At 35.2% G+C, this 15,574-nt stretch carries 16 protein-coding genes; all 16 read right to left on the bottom strand.

The features are described 5' to 3' along the window. Window positions 1-20 precede the first annotated feature (20 nt). Window positions 21-1,292, bottom strand: a complete 1,272-nt coding sequence (gene tnpC / locus AC0VYI_RS03310; protein WP_475447325.1) for an IS66 family transposase — start codon at window positions 1,290-1,292, stop codon at window positions 21-23. Between the two features lie 94 nt (window positions 1,293-1,386). Continuing rightward, window positions 1,387-1,641 carry an IS66 family transposase gene (locus AC0VYI_RS03305; RefSeq protein ID WP_475447324.1) on the bottom strand — a complete coding sequence of 85 codons (255 nt, stop codon included), beginning with the start codon at window positions 1,639-1,641 and terminating at the stop codon, window positions 1,387-1,389. A 26-nt stretch (window positions 1,642-1,667) separates the two neighbouring features. After that, window positions 1,668-2,012, bottom strand: a complete 345-nt coding sequence (tnpB, locus tag AC0VYI_RS03300; RefSeq protein WP_067021190.1) for an IS66 family insertion sequence element accessory protein TnpB — start codon at window positions 2,010-2,012, stop codon at window positions 1,668-1,670. After that, window positions 2,012-2,296, bottom strand: a complete 285-nt coding sequence (gene tnpA, locus AC0VYI_RS03295) for an IS66 family insertion sequence element accessory protein TnpA (protein WP_475443557.1) — start codon at window positions 2,294-2,296, stop codon at window positions 2,012-2,014. The genes tnpB and tnpA overlap by 1 nt, the downstream gene beginning before the upstream one ends. Window positions 2,297-3,095: 799 nt before the next feature. Continuing rightward, window positions 3,096-4,232, bottom strand: a complete 1,137-nt coding sequence (locus tag AC0VYI_RS03290; RefSeq protein ID WP_475447322.1) for a glycosyltransferase family 4 protein — start codon at window positions 4,230-4,232, stop codon at window positions 3,096-3,098. A gap of 41 nt (window positions 4,233-4,273) precedes the next feature. Continuing rightward, window positions 4,274-5,005: a VOC family protein gene (locus AC0VYI_RS03285; RefSeq protein ID WP_475447320.1), complete on the bottom strand. Its 732-nt coding sequence runs from the start codon at window positions 5,003-5,005 to the stop codon at window positions 4,274-4,276. Between the two features lie 3 nt (window positions 5,006-5,008). Continuing rightward, window positions 5,009-7,174, bottom strand: coding sequence for an HAD-IIIC family phosphatase (locus AC0VYI_RS03280; protein ID WP_475447318.1), 2,166 nt, complete (start codon window positions 7,172-7,174; stop codon window positions 5,009-5,011). A 38-nt stretch (window positions 7,175-7,212) separates the two neighbouring features. Continuing rightward, complete coding sequence (locus AC0VYI_RS03275; protein ID WP_475447317.1) at window positions 7,213-8,082, bottom strand: glycosyltransferase family protein; 870 nt, start codon at window positions 8,080-8,082, stop codon at window positions 7,213-7,215. Then, window positions 8,075-9,826, bottom strand: coding sequence for a glycosyltransferase (locus AC0VYI_RS03270; protein WP_475447315.1), 1,752 nt, complete (start codon window positions 9,824-9,826; stop codon window positions 8,075-8,077). The genes AC0VYI_RS03275 and AC0VYI_RS03270 overlap by 8 nt, the downstream gene beginning before the upstream one ends. Then, window positions 9,823-10,557 (bottom strand): ABC transporter ATP-binding protein, encoded by a 735-nt coding sequence (locus AC0VYI_RS03265; RefSeq protein ID WP_475447313.1) that lies wholly within the window; start codon window positions 10,555-10,557, stop codon window positions 9,823-9,825. The genes AC0VYI_RS03270 and AC0VYI_RS03265 overlap by 4 nt, the downstream gene beginning before the upstream one ends. Next, window positions 10,554-11,342 carry an ABC transporter permease gene (locus AC0VYI_RS03260; protein ID WP_475447311.1) on the bottom strand — a complete coding sequence of 263 codons (789 nt, stop codon included), beginning with the start codon at window positions 11,340-11,342 and terminating at the stop codon, window positions 10,554-10,556. Before AC0VYI_RS03260 ends, AC0VYI_RS03265 begins: the two co-directional genes overlap by 4 nt. 46 nt (window positions 11,343-11,388) lie before the next feature. Further along, complete coding sequence (locus AC0VYI_RS03255; protein ID WP_475447309.1) at window positions 11,389-12,510, bottom strand: DegT/DnrJ/EryC1/StrS family aminotransferase; 1,122 nt, start codon at window positions 12,508-12,510, stop codon at window positions 11,389-11,391. 17 nt (window positions 12,511-12,527) lie between these two features. Beyond that, a complete protein-coding gene (gene rfbC, locus AC0VYI_RS03250; RefSeq protein WP_475447307.1) occupies window positions 12,528-13,073 on the bottom strand; it encodes a dTDP-4-dehydrorhamnose 3,5-epimerase in 546 nt (181 codons plus the stop codon). Further along, complete coding sequence (gene rfbA, locus AC0VYI_RS03245) at window positions 13,063-13,935, bottom strand: glucose-1-phosphate thymidylyltransferase RfbA (RefSeq protein WP_475447305.1); 873 nt, start codon at window positions 13,933-13,935, stop codon at window positions 13,063-13,065. Before rfbA ends, rfbC begins: the two co-directional genes overlap by 11 nt. Beyond that, window positions 13,932-15,002 carry a dTDP-glucose 4,6-dehydratase gene (gene rfbB / locus AC0VYI_RS03240; protein ID WP_475447303.1) on the bottom strand — a complete coding sequence of 357 codons (1,071 nt, stop codon included), beginning with the start codon at window positions 15,000-15,002 and terminating at the stop codon, window positions 13,932-13,934. The genes rfbA and rfbB overlap by 4 nt, the downstream gene beginning before the upstream one ends. Continuing rightward, window positions 14,999-15,355: a MarR family EPS-associated transcriptional regulator gene (locus AC0VYI_RS03235; protein ID WP_475447301.1), complete on the bottom strand. Its 357-nt coding sequence runs from the start codon at window positions 15,353-15,355 to the stop codon at window positions 14,999-15,001. The genes rfbB and AC0VYI_RS03235 overlap by 4 nt, the downstream gene beginning before the upstream one ends. Window positions 15,356-15,574 lie beyond the last annotated feature (219 nt).

The following is a 15,574-nucleotide window of genomic DNA, read 5'->3' as shown; positions in this document are numbered from 1 at the left end:
TATCATTGATAGCCACTGACTCAGAGTAAGGGCGATTTCAACGGGTTGTCTGCGAACAGTTGCTTCCATCGTATTGGTGTTAAGTCCGCGATGTCTTTGGCTGGATGCTGGCTGACTCGTTGTAGGACATCCGTCAGGTAGACGTTGGGGTCGATGTCGTGCAGCTTGCAGGTGCTGATCAAGCTTTGGATGATGCCGACATGTTCGGCGCCCAGTTCTGTCCAACAGAAGAGCCAATTCTTCTTACCCATTGGGATGGGTCTTATCTCTCGCTCTAGGTGGTTGGTGTCCATGGCAACGTTTGGATTTTCCAAAAAGACCATCAGTTGGCGTTTGCGCTTTAAGGTGTAGTTCAACGCTTTCATCCAGGTATCGTCTGGTAATAGGTCAGCCCGTTGGGTTTGTTCTTCGCAGAAGGCAAAAAATTGATCCACTAAGGGCTTACTGTGTTGCACTCGGTAATCTTGTTTTTTCTCATCTGACCAACCTTTCTGTTTGATATGGCTTTCGTACTGGTACAAGGCGGCAATCAGGTTCAGCGCGTGGGTGACGGCCTCGGTTTCTTCCATTTCGGCTTTCAGTAGCTGACGACGCATGTGCACCCAACACTGAGCATGAGTGACCTCCGGTGAGGTGGCTTCGTAACGACTGTAAGCGGCATAACCATCGGTCAGTAAGGTACCCTGCCAAACATGATCCAGTAAGTCTTGGATGTGTTTCATGCCACGGCTTTGGGAGAAGGTAAACACCACTTCGTCCTGCTCGCCATAGATGGGCCAAAAATACGCTTGCTTCATTTTGCCGGGTTGGTTGCCTACCCCAGGCTGGCGGGTGGCTTTTATCGGTGTCTCATCCATGGCCAGTACCTTGCTGTCCAGCACACTAATCAGTTGCTCTACCACAATGGGTCGTAACAGTTCGATCCCGCGTTTGGTGAGGTTTGTGAGCGTTGCACGACTGAGGGTGATGCCGGAAGCGCTAAGCTGTTGGTGTTGACGATAAAGGGGTAAGTGATACAAGAACTTATTAACCAGTAAGCCAACGATAAAACTCACATCCGCGAGGGAACTGTCAAAAATCAGATCCGGCTGTGGCGCGGTAATGAGCTGTTTACTGGTTTTGTGCTTCACCACCTGACGTTTGGTGATGACGACTTCATAGGCACTGGTTTTTTGTACGATGCGGCTGACGTCTTTGAAGCCGACTTCTTCGTATTCGTGCGCATTGGGGCCTTGTAATTCGTCCGCTAAGATAACCTTTTCACGAACCGGTATAGACTCATCAAAACGCAATCCGGTGATGTTAATTTCATTGCCTTTACGAAACTTGGGCGCTTTGCCACGAACATTGGCAGACTCAGGTTTGTCCTTCTCAACGATAGACTCTTCATTCTACGCGGGTTGGTTCGGCTGACATCGGACCCACGATATCAGCGAGGGCTTGTTGATCTGGTGTGAGTAAGGTACGACGTTCGCTTTTCGGCCCAAATAACTCACGCTTTAGCATGTGCACTTCCGCTTCGTATTGGCGGATTCTTGAAGACATAGCTTCGTTTTCAGCACGCAGTTTTTCGACCTCATTCGTGTGAAGCAAGTCGATGTTTTTGAAGGGTAAAATAGGTCGGTAAGTGGCGTCATTCATGGGGTTGGATTATACCATCCAACTTGTCATGATGCTCGCTTGTAGCGTTTAAATTGACGATATTTTTCGACTTTTATGCCCGCTAAGAGGTGCTGCAATTCAATCACACTTAGGGCGTGTTTAGCGTTTTCTGATGACGCATAATTGAACTGCCCCTGCGACAGTCGTTTACACCAAATGCAATAACCAGAGGTGTCAAAATAGAGGATTTTCATCTGGGTTTTGCGCCGGTTAATGAAGACAAAATACCCGATGAGTGGGTTTTCTTTGAGGTGTTGTTTGATCAGCCCTAATAAGCCACGATAGGATTTACGCATATCTGTGGGTTGGGTATGCAACCAAATTTTAGCATTGGGATCGGGCAGGAACATCAGTCACGACTCAATCGAAGCTCAACACCATCACCTAAACACAAGGTAATGTTCCAACGTCCAGTACCTGAGAGAGTGGGCACCTGACTGAGATCGATAAAGTCTGAGTGACTAGAATCTGGCGAGGCTTTAGTTCCCGAAAAATGCTGACGCCATTTACTAAAACTGGCGTAACTCACCTGATGCTGTTCGCAGTATTGAGGGGCGGATAAGCCAGACTCGGCTTGATCGTCAATGATTTGTTGCCATTCAGAAGAAGAACGACGGGTATAGGGTTTGGTCATGGGTTGGACTCCGTTATCGGTGATGAGATGAAAACGGAGTCCAGTTTAGAGTGCAAAAAGATGGGATGAAATAACGGCGTAGAATGAACGCTTACGTAGAATGAACGCTTACGATTTAGTGACGCTTACACTCATCACAGACTAATTTTTAGTGATAGGTGTGGTTTGCCGGACGCTTACAACAATAAAGCACACAGAATAAAAAGAGTAGGAATGAGTGAGGGAAGAAGATTCTCCGCCGCTTCCATGCGGCACTGAGTTCATCCTGAAGAAAGACAGCGCTCCCGTCCTAGGAGCGAAGATCATCCTGACCACTGTCTATGCATAAACCGTAACATACTCACAGCCACAGTAAAGGGTAAAACGGAAAAAACTCATCACAGACTAATTTTTAGTGATAGGTGTGGCTTGCCAGACGCTTACTTTGAAATCGCCCTTACTCTGAGTCAGTGGCTGTCAATGACTCCTTAGAATGAACGCTTACGTTGGGGTTAATAATATCGATTAGCTGAGGCCGGAATAAATCCTTCTGCGGATCTTGCTTTGTTTGACGAGGCTTCATAAAAACTCACTGATTCTGCAACTTTTTGGGGCTAAAGCGTCATTATTGGCGAGATTTTAGTCCTTAGCATTATACAAAATACATTGCATTTCAATAGGTTGAAAATTATTCAGGGACGACTAATTATTTTAGGCGACAACTACCTTGAAAAACGCCGAGAATGCGGATTTAAAGGCGCTTACACTCCTTAGAATGAACGCTTACCTTGGTACGGCAAGGATGTGGTTGGTTAGGCATTTACTTTAAAACTTTATGATAAACATCAAGAGTTTTCTCAAAAACCATTTCCTGGGAAAACTCATCTTCTACTTTTTTTCTTCCACGCTCTCCGAATATGACCAACTTGTTCTGATCCTCTAGTAAATCCTGTAAATAAAAAGAAAGTAATAATGGGTCATTAGGTGCAACTAAATAACCATTATAACCATGTAAAACAATTTCACGACAACCTGCAACATCTGTAGCTACTATCGCTCTCTGACATGAAGCAGCTTCAATCAGTATTCTAGGAACTCCTTCACCATAGGTAGTTGGTAAACAAACCACATCATTTTCAGATATCAAGTTAGACATATTCTTAACATTACCAAGCCAATTAATATCACCATTTTTTATCCACGAATTAATCTGACTCAATGGGATAGAGGAAGACACATCACTATCAACAATTCCCGCCACGTTCAATAAAAAACTACAGCCTCTATCTTTTAGTAAGCGTTGCGCCTCAACTAAACAGCGGAGACCTTTGTCCTCCAATAAACGAGCAGCAAAAAGAATAGTCCCATTTTGTTGCGGTTTAGAGGGCTTAAATCGCTCTAAATCTATCCCTGCACCTTTAATTAATGAGCCATTGTTATAATTAAGAATATTCAAATTTTCGAACAATGAAAAGTCTTCAGTATTTTCAAAAACAAAATGCGATTGCTCAATCGATATAAACTTATACATTGCGGTAATCAAAGGCTTTAAAAATATAAATATGTATTTAGAAGAGCTAAAAACCGCACCAAGTCCAGTAATACTGTAAACAATAGGCTTTCGAAATAAAAGCTTATTCAACAATCCCGCATAAATATTAGGCTTTATAGTAATACTATGAATTAAATCTGGATCTATTTCAATTAGTATTTTCTTTAATTTATTACAAACAAGAAATTCGTTGAAAACATTAATACTTTTACGTTTAATCGCCAAATGATGGCAAACATAACCTTTAGCTAATAAACGCTCTTTAATATACTTATCTTTAAAATCACTTACAATATGTATAGAGCATCCAAGAGTTTTAAAATACTCTGCACGTTCTAACCAATGCAAGGCAAAATACCAATCTACATTTATTATAAAAACAATTTTTTTTTTAACATAAATCACGCCACATATACAAAACAGCTAAATAAATTTATAATTTATATTCACTCCAAAAATTTTTTTATTTTTCCATATGAAGTTAATTGAGAAAAAATATTAGTTTCAATCTTAACATCAAACTCTTTCTCAACTTCCATCATAAGTAAAAGATGTTTAAATGAATCCCATTCCATCATATTTTCCATACTCAATATATTTACATCCGTAATATCTTTATCGAATATAACTTCAAATACTTTTTTTAATTTTATATTTTTCGATACAGAGAAATGACTATTTTCAACCTTATCGTAATAGGAAGAACCTTCAACGTCGATCTTTGTCCCCATTTCGGAACTAATTTTCTTAATTTTAGAATGATAGGACTCTAATAACTCAAACATTCCGTGTAGAGGATGAAATAAAAAGGCAACTCTTCTACCATCAAATGCATCATCATGCCTTGGCTCTAAAATAATTCGAGCATTATATTTAGATGTAGCAATATTTATAGCACTGTCAAGATCACGAACAGCGTAACATAAATGATAAGCCCCTCCACCATTATTAATATGATTATTGATGGGCGAATCCCCATCAATCGGGGACAAAATTTCTATAACACCAAATAATCCGACTTGGACAAATGCATAATTAACATTCTGAGCCTGATTTATTCCTGGACCTCTCACTAATTTTGTCCCTGTAAGAGACATAAAATCGTTTAATGTTGCATGTAAGTTTTTTGTAGTGACAGCAAAGTGATCTACATATTCTACATTTAGATCTGAAAACATTTTTTAATCCTTAATACTTTTTACAATATTTATAAAATCACTATATTCAGAATTTATACTTTCAGTGATATTATCCAAAACCCAGCGATTTTGATCATAATAAAATCCAAGATTACTATATAGCAATGATACTGGTTCATTCTTATCTGTTTTAATGAATAAACCGACAACAGATAACATTTTTTTAGTGAGAGCAAATTTAATAATTTCCCCAATGATTGCTTTCTCAATATCTCTTCCCATTACACGGCAAGACATAACAAAATTCTTTATAACTAAACAAGACTCAATTTCTTCCAATACTAAAGCCGCAATCCCTTCAAACTCTCCAGAATATATATCTTTGTATCTTACATGTACAACATAACCTGCTGCGCTATTACTAATTTCTTTAAGTTGATCTTTTGTATATCTAATAGTTGTTGTATTAAACTGATTAGTTTTATTGAAAAGTTGATGCGTTCTATCAAAATTAAACTCATTAACATAAACAATTTCTAACTCCATCCCTAAACTTTTTAAAAAAGTTTTTTTATCTTCAAAATTAGATTTTATATTGTTGATTTTAGCTCGTTGTTTGTATGACTCAACTCTCTTTATATCAGAGCTGTTTATAACATTAAAAGAAAACTCTGGCAGTTGACTTATAAACGATAACCATGTTGTTATATCATTGGGGAGCTCGGGAACAAATAACTCTGGAAACGCTGATTTCACTTCCTTTCGTTCTAAAGGGTTATCGTCAATAAAGCAAATTGACTGCAAACCTAAATTAAGCTCTTTTGCAATATCTTCTATATTTGTAGATTTATTATTCCAATTAATTCTATAAGTTATAAAATCATCTAGTTTTAATATCATTTCTGGGTGACTCGCTATAGCTTTTAACGCGACATCCTCTGTATTTTTACTACAAATGGTAAGAATAACACCTCTACGTTTTAGCTCTAAAAAAAATGCCTGTAAATCTTTATATACATTACCTGGAAAATCACCACCTAGCTTAATACCCTCAACACCGTCATCTCCTATCGCCCCACCCCACAAAGTATTATCCAAGTCCAAAACAATTGCTCGAATATTCTTGTTTTCAATACTTAAAATACATCCAAGAATAACTGAAGAATAGGCTTCTAAAAATTTTTTTTCAAATGGACATCTAGCTATATACCAATATTTGTGTGTAGAACTAAAGCTATTATTCTTACTAAGTGAAGAGTAAGGAATTAGTTCAATTGATGATTCTAAACACAAATCATAGATACGTTTATTAAATTCTCTTACTAAGGTATTAATTAAGCTATTGTCCTGTTTTTCTTCAGTTGAATATGGATATACTTTTTGAATAGCAAAGTCAGATACCATAACTTTATAACCAAGTTTTTCAGCTAAAATCAAAAGCTTTAGATATTCATTCACTCTCTCATCAAGATTTTTCAAACACTCTTCGGAAGGATATTCAAAAATACTAGAAAAAAAATCTTCAATCCTCTCTACAAAACATAAATAAGATCCAGGCTGGAAATTTTTCTCAGCTAAATCTAATCTATATTGAGCATATCCAACTTTCTCTATTTCATAATCAAACTGATTATAAAGCAATTTACTTTTCCTAAGCTCCTCAACAAGAAAATCTGTATTATATGAAGCCAAAAAATATACTTTTTTATTGATTTTCTTTTGAAAACAATATTTCATATAAATAACATCCTTATCTGTATCTGCTGCATCTAAGGGTTTATCACATTCAATAAAACCAGATCTTTCATGTAACTGCCATACTAATTTATTACTACGCAGAGACTCACAATATAAATTTTCAATACACAAAACTTCATCAGCATAATTAATCACAGCTTCTTCTAATTCGATCCATGCTGTTAATTTTTCTCGCTGAGATAAAGACTTATTATCTAAAAAAAAACCCCACCATGCAGACATCTCTTTTTTATTATAAATTGAAATCATACCAATACCGACACCATTTTGCTCAAATATAAGTATCATTCTTTCTTTTGATGATATAGTTTTATTCCACCATATATTGTGATCATTTTTTGATATAATATCACTAGTTAATAGCACGTTCCGAACATCTTCATGATTCCGCCAATTTAGCACATTCCATTTATCTTCTTCTTTAGCTTCTCTAATAGTATAAATATTCATGAAGTTACTCTTTAGTTGTATCAAAATATCTAAAACAATTACAATGTGTTTTTATTTTTCAATATAGCCTTAAAGAAAGCCATAAAGTTATCTAATTTTCGATCAGATAAAGTTGAATATATTAAAAACTGAATGATAATTTTAAAAAATTGTTTTACTCTCCATTGCAAAGGAGATGTTTTTTCAAAAATAAGTTTTATAGAATTTCTATAATAAATTTCATGTCTTTTCGCACTATGCAGCGATATTTTCTTTCCTAGTAATATAATACTATTCTGACCAATAGAATGATACATCAATGATGATGAATCAATATATAATGGAATACCAAGATTCTTTAATTTAAAACAAAAATCAATATCAACACAGTCTAGCATAAACTCCTCTCTAAAACCCTTAATCTTATACCATATACTTAAACTAATAAGCATTCCGGACCCTATAGAAAAATCTGATTTCAAATACCCTGAATTGACTTTAATTTTAATTTTCGCCTGTATCTTGCTATAATCAAAGACAGATGATAATAACTCTCTCTCTTTATCAAAATATACAGGACTTATAACACCACCACTAAGTTTATTCTTCTTTATTGCTCTTTCGATATAATTTATAGGTAATAAACTATCCTGATCTAAAATAACTATGTATGAAAAACCTTCTAAAAAAGCCATATCAGCAACTATATTAACACCCAAAACCCCAACATTATCATCAGAGTCAATTATGTTAAGTTTTTCACATAATTGAAATGGCAATTTTATGTATGGAGAATTATTAAATAAATAAACTTTATCAACAGACTTCAAAGCATTTTCAACTGATTTTGTTAAATTTGATATATCAGCCTCATATATCAAATAGATAGCTGCAACTCTATCTGCTTCTAATAAAAAATTCTCAGTCACTTTTTCTCCATTGCAAAATAGCTATCTCTTTTAAAAGACCAAAACGTTGAGCTAGCTTATCTATTGATATTTTTTTTAGCAAAATTTTAATTATTATTAACCCTTGTCTAAACCATTTAAAATTCATTTTTCTTTTTTTAAAACTACTCGAACAAACTGACAACAAAACCTTTTTAATTTTAAAGGCTTTATAGGAAATACTATTCATACCATGCAAAAGAGTTATTGATTTGATATCTATATCTCCTACACTTTCCTTATCTATTAAAATAACATTTTCAATATCTCTAACACTTTCAATAAAATTACTTAAACTATCTTTTCTAAAAAGCATAGAAAAATCAAGTAAAAACACATTACTTGCTGACTTTTTTGCTTCAGCAATAATACCAACAAGATCTTCGTAGAGTATATCTTCTGAAATTACTATGTAATTAATTTTTTTATCAAAATTTATTTTTCCACTAAAAAATATAAAATTCTCTGGATATTCAAAAATACGAGAAACTAACATTGTTACTTCAGCTGAGGGTTCAACAGAACCGTAGACAGAAAAAGAAATATCTTTATAGTCTAGACTATATTCATTTAAATTATAAAAAATTAACGAACTACTATTCTCTGTATTCTGTATTATTTCGTTCCATTTATCAATATATTGAGAATACGAATAATTCTCTTTAACGTCTTTATATGCATTTTCTATTACTTTTTTTCTTAGTGATTCATCTTCTATAAATCGACTTATAGCCTCAAACCATCCACTAGAAGTATTTTCTGTCAATAAACCATTAACTTCACTTTCTATCGTCTTTTCATACAAAGGTACTTTTGAATATATCCCAGCGATATTACAAGAAGCATATTCTCGATATTTATTATTTGTTTTAGAATTAAAAAATAAATCTTCGCCTAATGGTGCAAGACCTATATTGTACTCCATGCTACTAAATTTTCTAATAAAGTCATCATATTTATTCAATGGTTTATTAATTTTAATGCAACTCAATTCCTTTAAACTTTCTGGAATTTGTCTCCAGAAATGTATTTCGATTTTATCATTATATTTTTTATCAATATCCTTTAGTGCAACTTCTAGTGGGAAATCAATATTTTCGTCTCTATTTCTTGCTGACGCATACACAATTTTAATCTTATTAGCCTTTTCTCCTTCTGTAGACGTAGACGTAGACGTAGACGTAGACGTAGACGTAGACGTAGACGTAGACGTAGACGTAGACGTAGACGTAGACGTAGACGTAGACGTAGACGTAGACGTAGACGTAGACGTAGACGTAGACAGTAAAGAAAAATCAAAATATGTATTGATTAATACTATTTTTTCGGTGAATTTTTTTACATCTTTATATAGCTGAGATGAATAAACAACAACTAAATCTGAATATTTTAAAAACTCACTTAGGACATATAATTTTTCAGCTGAAGAATGCATTGCCCCTAGTTCATTTCTAGGCTTTATTCGAAAAAAATTATCATCTAAATCATAAATAACAACTTTTTTTTCTTTCTTTACTCTAGATAATAAACCTAGAGCAATCCAACTTTGTTGTCTAGAAAAAATAACAACATCAGACCATGCTATATCTTTTTGGTTTATTCTATTAATTTTTTTAAATCGAACTCTAATCTGCTTATTTTTACGCAAGTCACCAAGAGGTTTAATTAAATTTAAATATATTGTTGGAATTAAAAATTCAATAGGCACTAATACATTTTTAATCATTGTATTCCATCCGAGTAGGAAATATATTTATCTATAACCTCAGATACTTCACCAACCGCTTTAATTTCTCCATTATCAAACCAAATTGCCTTATCACATAATTCTTTAGCTAGCTCAGTGGAGTGAGTAGCCATTACAACTATATTTCCTTTGTCTAGCATTTCGAACATTCGTTTTTGTGCTTTTTTAGCAAATACGACATCACCTGCTCCAACAATTTCATCAATAATTAATATTTCAGGATCAATACTAGTTACTATAGAAAAAGCCAGTTTGACAAACATACCAGAGGAATACGTTTTTACAGGTTGATGAATAAAATCTCCAATCCCAGAAAACTCTACAATTCCATCTCGTTTAGCAAGAATCTCATCTTTTGTCATCCCAAGTAGTAGGCCTCGGATATATATATTTTCATATCCCGTCATTTCCATCTCAAAACCTGTCGCAAAATCCAGTAACGGAGAAACTTTTCCTGTAACAGATAACTCCCCCCCCGAGGGATGAATTATACCTGAAATAACTTTGAGAAATGTAGATTTGCCAGCTCCATTATGACCTATAAGGCATACTCGCTCTCCTTCTTTTATTTCAAGCGATATATTTTTCAATGCAAGAAACTCTCGTTTTTTTTCTTTATTTCTGTTGAGAAGTTTTGACTTTAGACTCCGTTGTGATGTTGAATATAAAGGGTAAGCAACATCAACAGCGTTTAATTTTATTTTATTCATAGATAATAAACTACTCTCTTCTCAACTTTTTCTTTGATGATTGAAGCAAGAACTAGTGCAATAAATATATATATAATTACAAGTATATATTCAATTAAATGCGCTGGTTGCTGATTCACAAGTGGAGACCTAATAACCTGAATAATTGATGTAAACGGATTGAGATATACAGCAAAACCCAAACCCTTCTTAATTAGGACTTCAGGTGGGTAAATCACAGGCGTCAAGACAAAAAGTAGTTGAAAAATATTACTTAGTCCATGTTGAATATCTTGATACATAACTCCTATATAAGAAAATATGTTAGCAATTAGAAAACAAAGTATCAATACGAGTACCAACCCAGGAACAAAAAATAAAATACCTATAAAAGTTAACTTTCCAAAAACCAATACAATTAAAAACGCCACACTAATTCCGATAGCGAATCTTACAATATTTGTATAATAGTTTCTAATAACATAAACCGATAAAGGCAAAGGAACCTGCTTAATAAAGCCTTGTGCATTATAAAACGTTGCACAAGAATCAACAAAGCTAGCCGTAATAACACCCCATACAGCAAAACCTGTAGATATAAATGGTATAAAATTCAAAGGATTTAGTCCGAATACAGCAGCCCATATAAGACCGGCACCAATAGAAAAGCTCAGTTGGTTAATAACCAACCAAAGAATCCCTAACCTAGAGCGTCTAAATTGACTATTTAAATCTTGATGGCTTAAATATACCCACACATCTTTATGATTTTTAGCAGTAAATATAATTTGATTAATAAATTGCATAGTTTTAATCTTCAGGCAAACAGGGTACTATCAGTACCCTTTATATTTATGCTAGTTTTTTTACTAGCATACAGATTTTTACAACATCAGATTTTGTTATCCCCATATGCATTGGCAAAGAAATTATTTCATCACTTGCCTTTAATGCTTTTGGACAACGGCCTGCTTTTTCATACATTTTGTATTCTGAATTATCTGTATAATGAACGCCAGGATAAATCCCATTTTCATTCAATTTAATTAGTAATTCATCTCGGTTTTTTACTCGAATTTGTAGTAGATGGGAAGATGACTCACAATTAGGAGCGATTGGAACAACTTTAACAGCACAACAAGCTTCAAACTCCTCTCTGTACCATTTTGCAAGTTGGCGACGATATGCATTATCTTGATCCAAATATTTCAATGAGACCAGAGCAATACCAGCCATAATGGAGTTTCCATGATATTTAAAGCCTAAATCTTCAACATCGTATTTCCATTTATATGCTCCCTGAGCAGCCGTTCTCGCATATGTGTCTTTATTAATACCTAACCATGTCAGTTTTCTAGCTAAAGCATCATCTATTTCCTCGGTAAAACAAATCATACCAGAGTCAGCTGTTGGCATGTTTTTTACAGCTTGATAGCTAAATACTGTTACATCAACGTTATAACCAACATGTTTACCATGCAAGCGAGTCCCCGACATATGTGCCGCATCTAGAATTAATGCTAACCCATGATCCTTACAAAGTTTTGCTACAGCTTCTAATTGACCAGTATTCCCACCTAACCCAACAAAAACAACAGCCTTTGTTTTCTCAGTAATTTTTTCTTCGATGCTTTTAGGATCTAAGCATAAGTATTCATCGACATCAGCAAAGATCGGCTCAAGCCCAGCGTATTTAATTGCATGGTTTGTTGAGACAAAAGTTAAAGAAGCTGAAATCACTTCGTCACCATCTTGCCAACCATGTTTACGCTTCAGAACTTCAAAAGCAAGATGAAGACCAGCAGTTGCTGAGCTTAAAAAATGAGCATGAGGTAATCCGGTGTACTCCTTCCATTTTTCCTCTATTTCTACCGTTTTAAATCCCATGCCAGTCCAGCCTTTTTCAAGACATTCTTTTACATGCTCTAAACATTCCGCAACACGGAATTTAGGGATAAATAATTGAGTTGTCATTTTTATACCTTGTACTATTAAAACAATCTGGCATTCTTAAATGCCATTCCATTTTTATCTTTTTCAGAAATAATTAGCTCTGTTAGATCTATCTGCCAATCGATTGAAAGATCAGGGTCATTCCAAACTATCGAAGCCTCAAATTGCGGCGAATAATAATTTGTTGTTTTATACAAAAGCTCTACATCATCAGAGAGAGTAAGAAAGCCGTGAGCGAAACCTTCAGGAATCCACACCTGTTTTTTATTCTCTTCACTAAGTTCGAAAGAAGCCCATTGTTTAAAAGTAGGAGAATTTACTCTTAAATCAACGGCTACGTCCAGTACTTTTCCACTTACAACACGTACAATTTTCCCTTGCGTATTTTGCGTTTGATAATGTAACCCTCGGAGTACACCTTTTGATGACTTAGAATGATTATCTTGAACAAAAAAAACATCCCTTCCAACAGCAGAATTAAATATTTCAGAGTTAAAACTCTCCATAAAAAAACCACGGTCATCACTAAACACTTTAGGTTCAATTAAAAGAACATCTTTTAAACTAGTTTCTTTAATTTTCATTTCCAACTATTCTCATTAAATATTTTCCATATTCATTTTTAAGCATGAATTTCGCCTGTTTACGTAAGTCATCAGAGCTTAACCAGCCATTACGCCATGCAATCTCTTCTAAACACGCCACTTTTAATCCCTGAACATGCTCTATAGTCTTCACAAATGAAGAAGCTTCATGCAAGCTCTCATGGGTGCCTGTATCAAGCCAAGCAAAGCCACGACCAAGTAATTCAACATTAAGACTACCATCGTTGAGATACATTTCATTGAGAGTGGTAATTTCGAGTTCGCCACGCACAGACGGCTTGACTTGTTTGGCAAACTCAACCACTCGCTTATCATAGAAGTAGAGACCAGTTACAGCATAACCTGATTTAGGCTGCTGTGGCTTTTCCTCTATTGAGACCACTTTCATGTCTGCATCAAATTCAACTACACCAAAACGCTCTGGGTCTTTCACTTTGTAGCCAAATACCGTTGCACCATAATCTCGCGAAGCAACATTCTTCAGCGTTTTACTAAATGATTGGCCATAAAAAACATTATCTCCCAATACCAAGCAGACTGAATCTTCTCCAATAAATTTTTCACCGATGATAAAAGCTTGGGCCAACCCATCAGGGCTTGGCTGCTCGGCATAAGATAAATTAATTCCAAATGAACTACCATCACCAAGCAATCGACGATAACTGTCTTTATCCTCTGGAGTGGCAATAATCAAAATATCTCGAATTCCAGCCAGCATTAGGGTAGAAATCGGGTAGAACACCATGGGCTTGTCGTAAATTGGCAACAATTGCTTAGAAACACCAAGAGTAAGTGGATATAAGCGAGTGCCAGAACCACCAGCAAGAACGATTCCTTTCATCGATATCCCTCCATACCTAGGCGTTCGCGCGTGTATGAACCATCTAATACACGTGCCCACCATTCTTGATTATTTAAGTACCATTCAACTGTTTTACGAATACCACTTTCGAATGTTTCTTCTGGTTTCCAGTCAAGCTCTAACGCTATCTTACTTGCATCAATCGCATAACGCACATCATGTCCAGGACGATCTTTTACATAAGTAATAAGATCTAGATAGCTAGCGACACCCTTTGGCTTAGTAGGCACCAACTCTTCCAGTAAGCAACAGATAGCTTTAACAACCTCAATATTAGTTTTTTCATTGTGACCGCCAATGTTGTATGTCTCACCAATTACGCCATCTGTTACTACTTTATATAACGCTCGCGCATGATCTTCGACAAAAAGCCAGTCACGGATTTGCATTCCATTGCCGTATACTGGTAGAGGCTCACCTTCCAACGCATTTAAAATCATGAGAGGTATGAGTTTCTCTGGAAAATGGTATGGCCCATAATTATTAGAGCAATTTGTCACAATTGTTGGAAGGCCATAGGTTCTTCGCCAAGCTCGGACTAGATGATCTGAGCTTGCTTTGCTTGCAGAATAAGGGGAACTGGGGGAATAAGCCGTTTCTTCTGTAAATAAATCTTCTGGGGCCTCTAAATCACCAAACACTTCGTCTGTTGAAATATGGTGAAATCGAAAAGTATTTTTACGATCTTCGTCTAGTCCTAACCAAAACTGACGACTAGCCTCTAGAAGTGTATATGTGCCAATGATGTTCGTCTGAATAAATGCAGAAGGACCATCTATTGAACGGTCAACATGGCTCTCTGCCGCTAGATGCATGACAGCATCAGGAGTATGCATTTGAAAAACACGAGATAATTCTGCTTTATCACAAATATCAACTAGCTCAAAAATATACCTATCTGATCCATCAATGCTTTTAAGACTTTCAAGGTTGCCTGCGTAAGTTAATTTATCTACATTAATCACACTATCTTGTGTATTTTCAATAATATGCCGAATCACCGCAGAACCAATAAAGCCAGCACCGCCCGTAACTAGAATTTTCATTTATTCACTTCCAAATATCCTACAGATTCATTAATAGTTTTTGTTTCATCACGAAGCTGCTCTATTTCTTTTTCAAGAGCATTGCGTTCTTTAAGCTTTAGTTTAAGAAAACTCTGGGTGAGCAGAACTTTCTCTTCAATCCCCTTTTGAGTAAGAACATATAAATACCCTACTTTACTGCGACTTTTTTTAAAGTTTTCCGCTTTAACTAAGCCTTTTTCGATTAAGGCTTTTAGACAAAAATTTGCTCTCCCTAAACTAATACCAAGACGTTTTGCGAGCTCTCGCTGACTCACATTTGAGTCTTTTTGCAGTTCTTTAAGAATTTTATAGCGATATTCATCTGTTAACATATAAAACTCAAACTAGTCGAATGTCTATTTTTGACAACAGAAAAACAAAAGAAAGAAATTAAAAAAGCATCTGTATTTTGCTTCAAATATGTGATAGAAAAAAGCAGCTTTGCAATGAGTGCTCTATATCTTGAAAAAATTTGCTTCATCTTCATATTGGTGATTTCCATTCTGCATGGAGACAGAAACTCCACATCAGTTCAATTGGTGAACAATTAT

The sequence above is a fragment of the Marinomonas sp. 63XJN7_9_ISO-PGPR-S23-217 genome (genome assembly GCF_056173515.1).
Note: the sequence above shows the minus strand (reverse complement) of the source record. Positions and strands in the feature narration are given on the sequence as shown.

Bases quoted from the DNA above. Each gene is read 5' to 3' on its own strand.
- AC0VYI_RS03305 (WP_475447324.1), bottom strand. From the start codon at position 1,641: ATGAATGACGCCACTTACCGACCTATTTTACCCTTCAAAAACATCGAC.
- tnpB (WP_067021190.1), bottom strand. From the start codon at position 2,012: ATGTTCCTGCCCGATCCCAATGCTAAAATTTGGTTGCATACCCAACCC.
- tnpA (WP_475443557.1), bottom strand. From the start codon at position 2,296: ATGACCAAACCCTATACCCGTCGTTCTTCTTCTGAATGGCAACAAATC.
- AC0VYI_RS03285 (WP_475447320.1), bottom strand. From the start codon at position 5,005: ATGTTTTCAGATCTAAATGTAGAATATGTAGATCACTTTGCTGTCACT.
- AC0VYI_RS03280 (WP_475447318.1), bottom strand. From the start codon at position 7,174: ATGAATATTTATACTATTAGAGAAGCTAAAGAAGAAGATAAATGGAAT.
- AC0VYI_RS03270 (WP_475447315.1), bottom strand. From the start codon at position 9,826: ATGATTAAAAATGTATTAGTGCCTATTGAATTTTTAATTCCAACAATA.
- AC0VYI_RS03265 (WP_475447313.1), bottom strand. From the start codon at position 10,557: ATGAATAAAATAAAATTAAACGCTGTTGATGTTGCTTACCCTTTATAT.
- AC0VYI_RS03260 (WP_475447311.1), bottom strand. From the start codon at position 11,342: ATGCAATTTATTAATCAAATTATATTTACTGCTAAAAATCATAAAGAT.
- AC0VYI_RS03255 (WP_475447309.1), bottom strand. From the start codon at position 12,510: ATGACAACTCAATTATTTATCCCTAAATTCCGTGTTGCGGAATGTTTA.
- rfbC (WP_475447307.1), bottom strand. From the start codon at position 13,073: ATGAAAATTAAAGAAACTAGTTTAAAAGATGTTCTTTTAATTGAACCT.
- rfbA (WP_475447305.1), bottom strand. From the start codon at position 13,935: ATGAAAGGAATCGTTCTTGCTGGTGGTTCTGGCACTCGCTTATATCCA.
- rfbB (WP_475447303.1), bottom strand. From the start codon at position 15,002: ATGAAAATTCTAGTTACGGGCGGTGCTGGCTTTATTGGTTCTGCGGTG.
- AC0VYI_RS03235 (WP_475447301.1), bottom strand. From the start codon at position 15,355: ATGTTAACAGATGAATATCGCTATAAAATTCTTAAAGAACTGCAAAAA.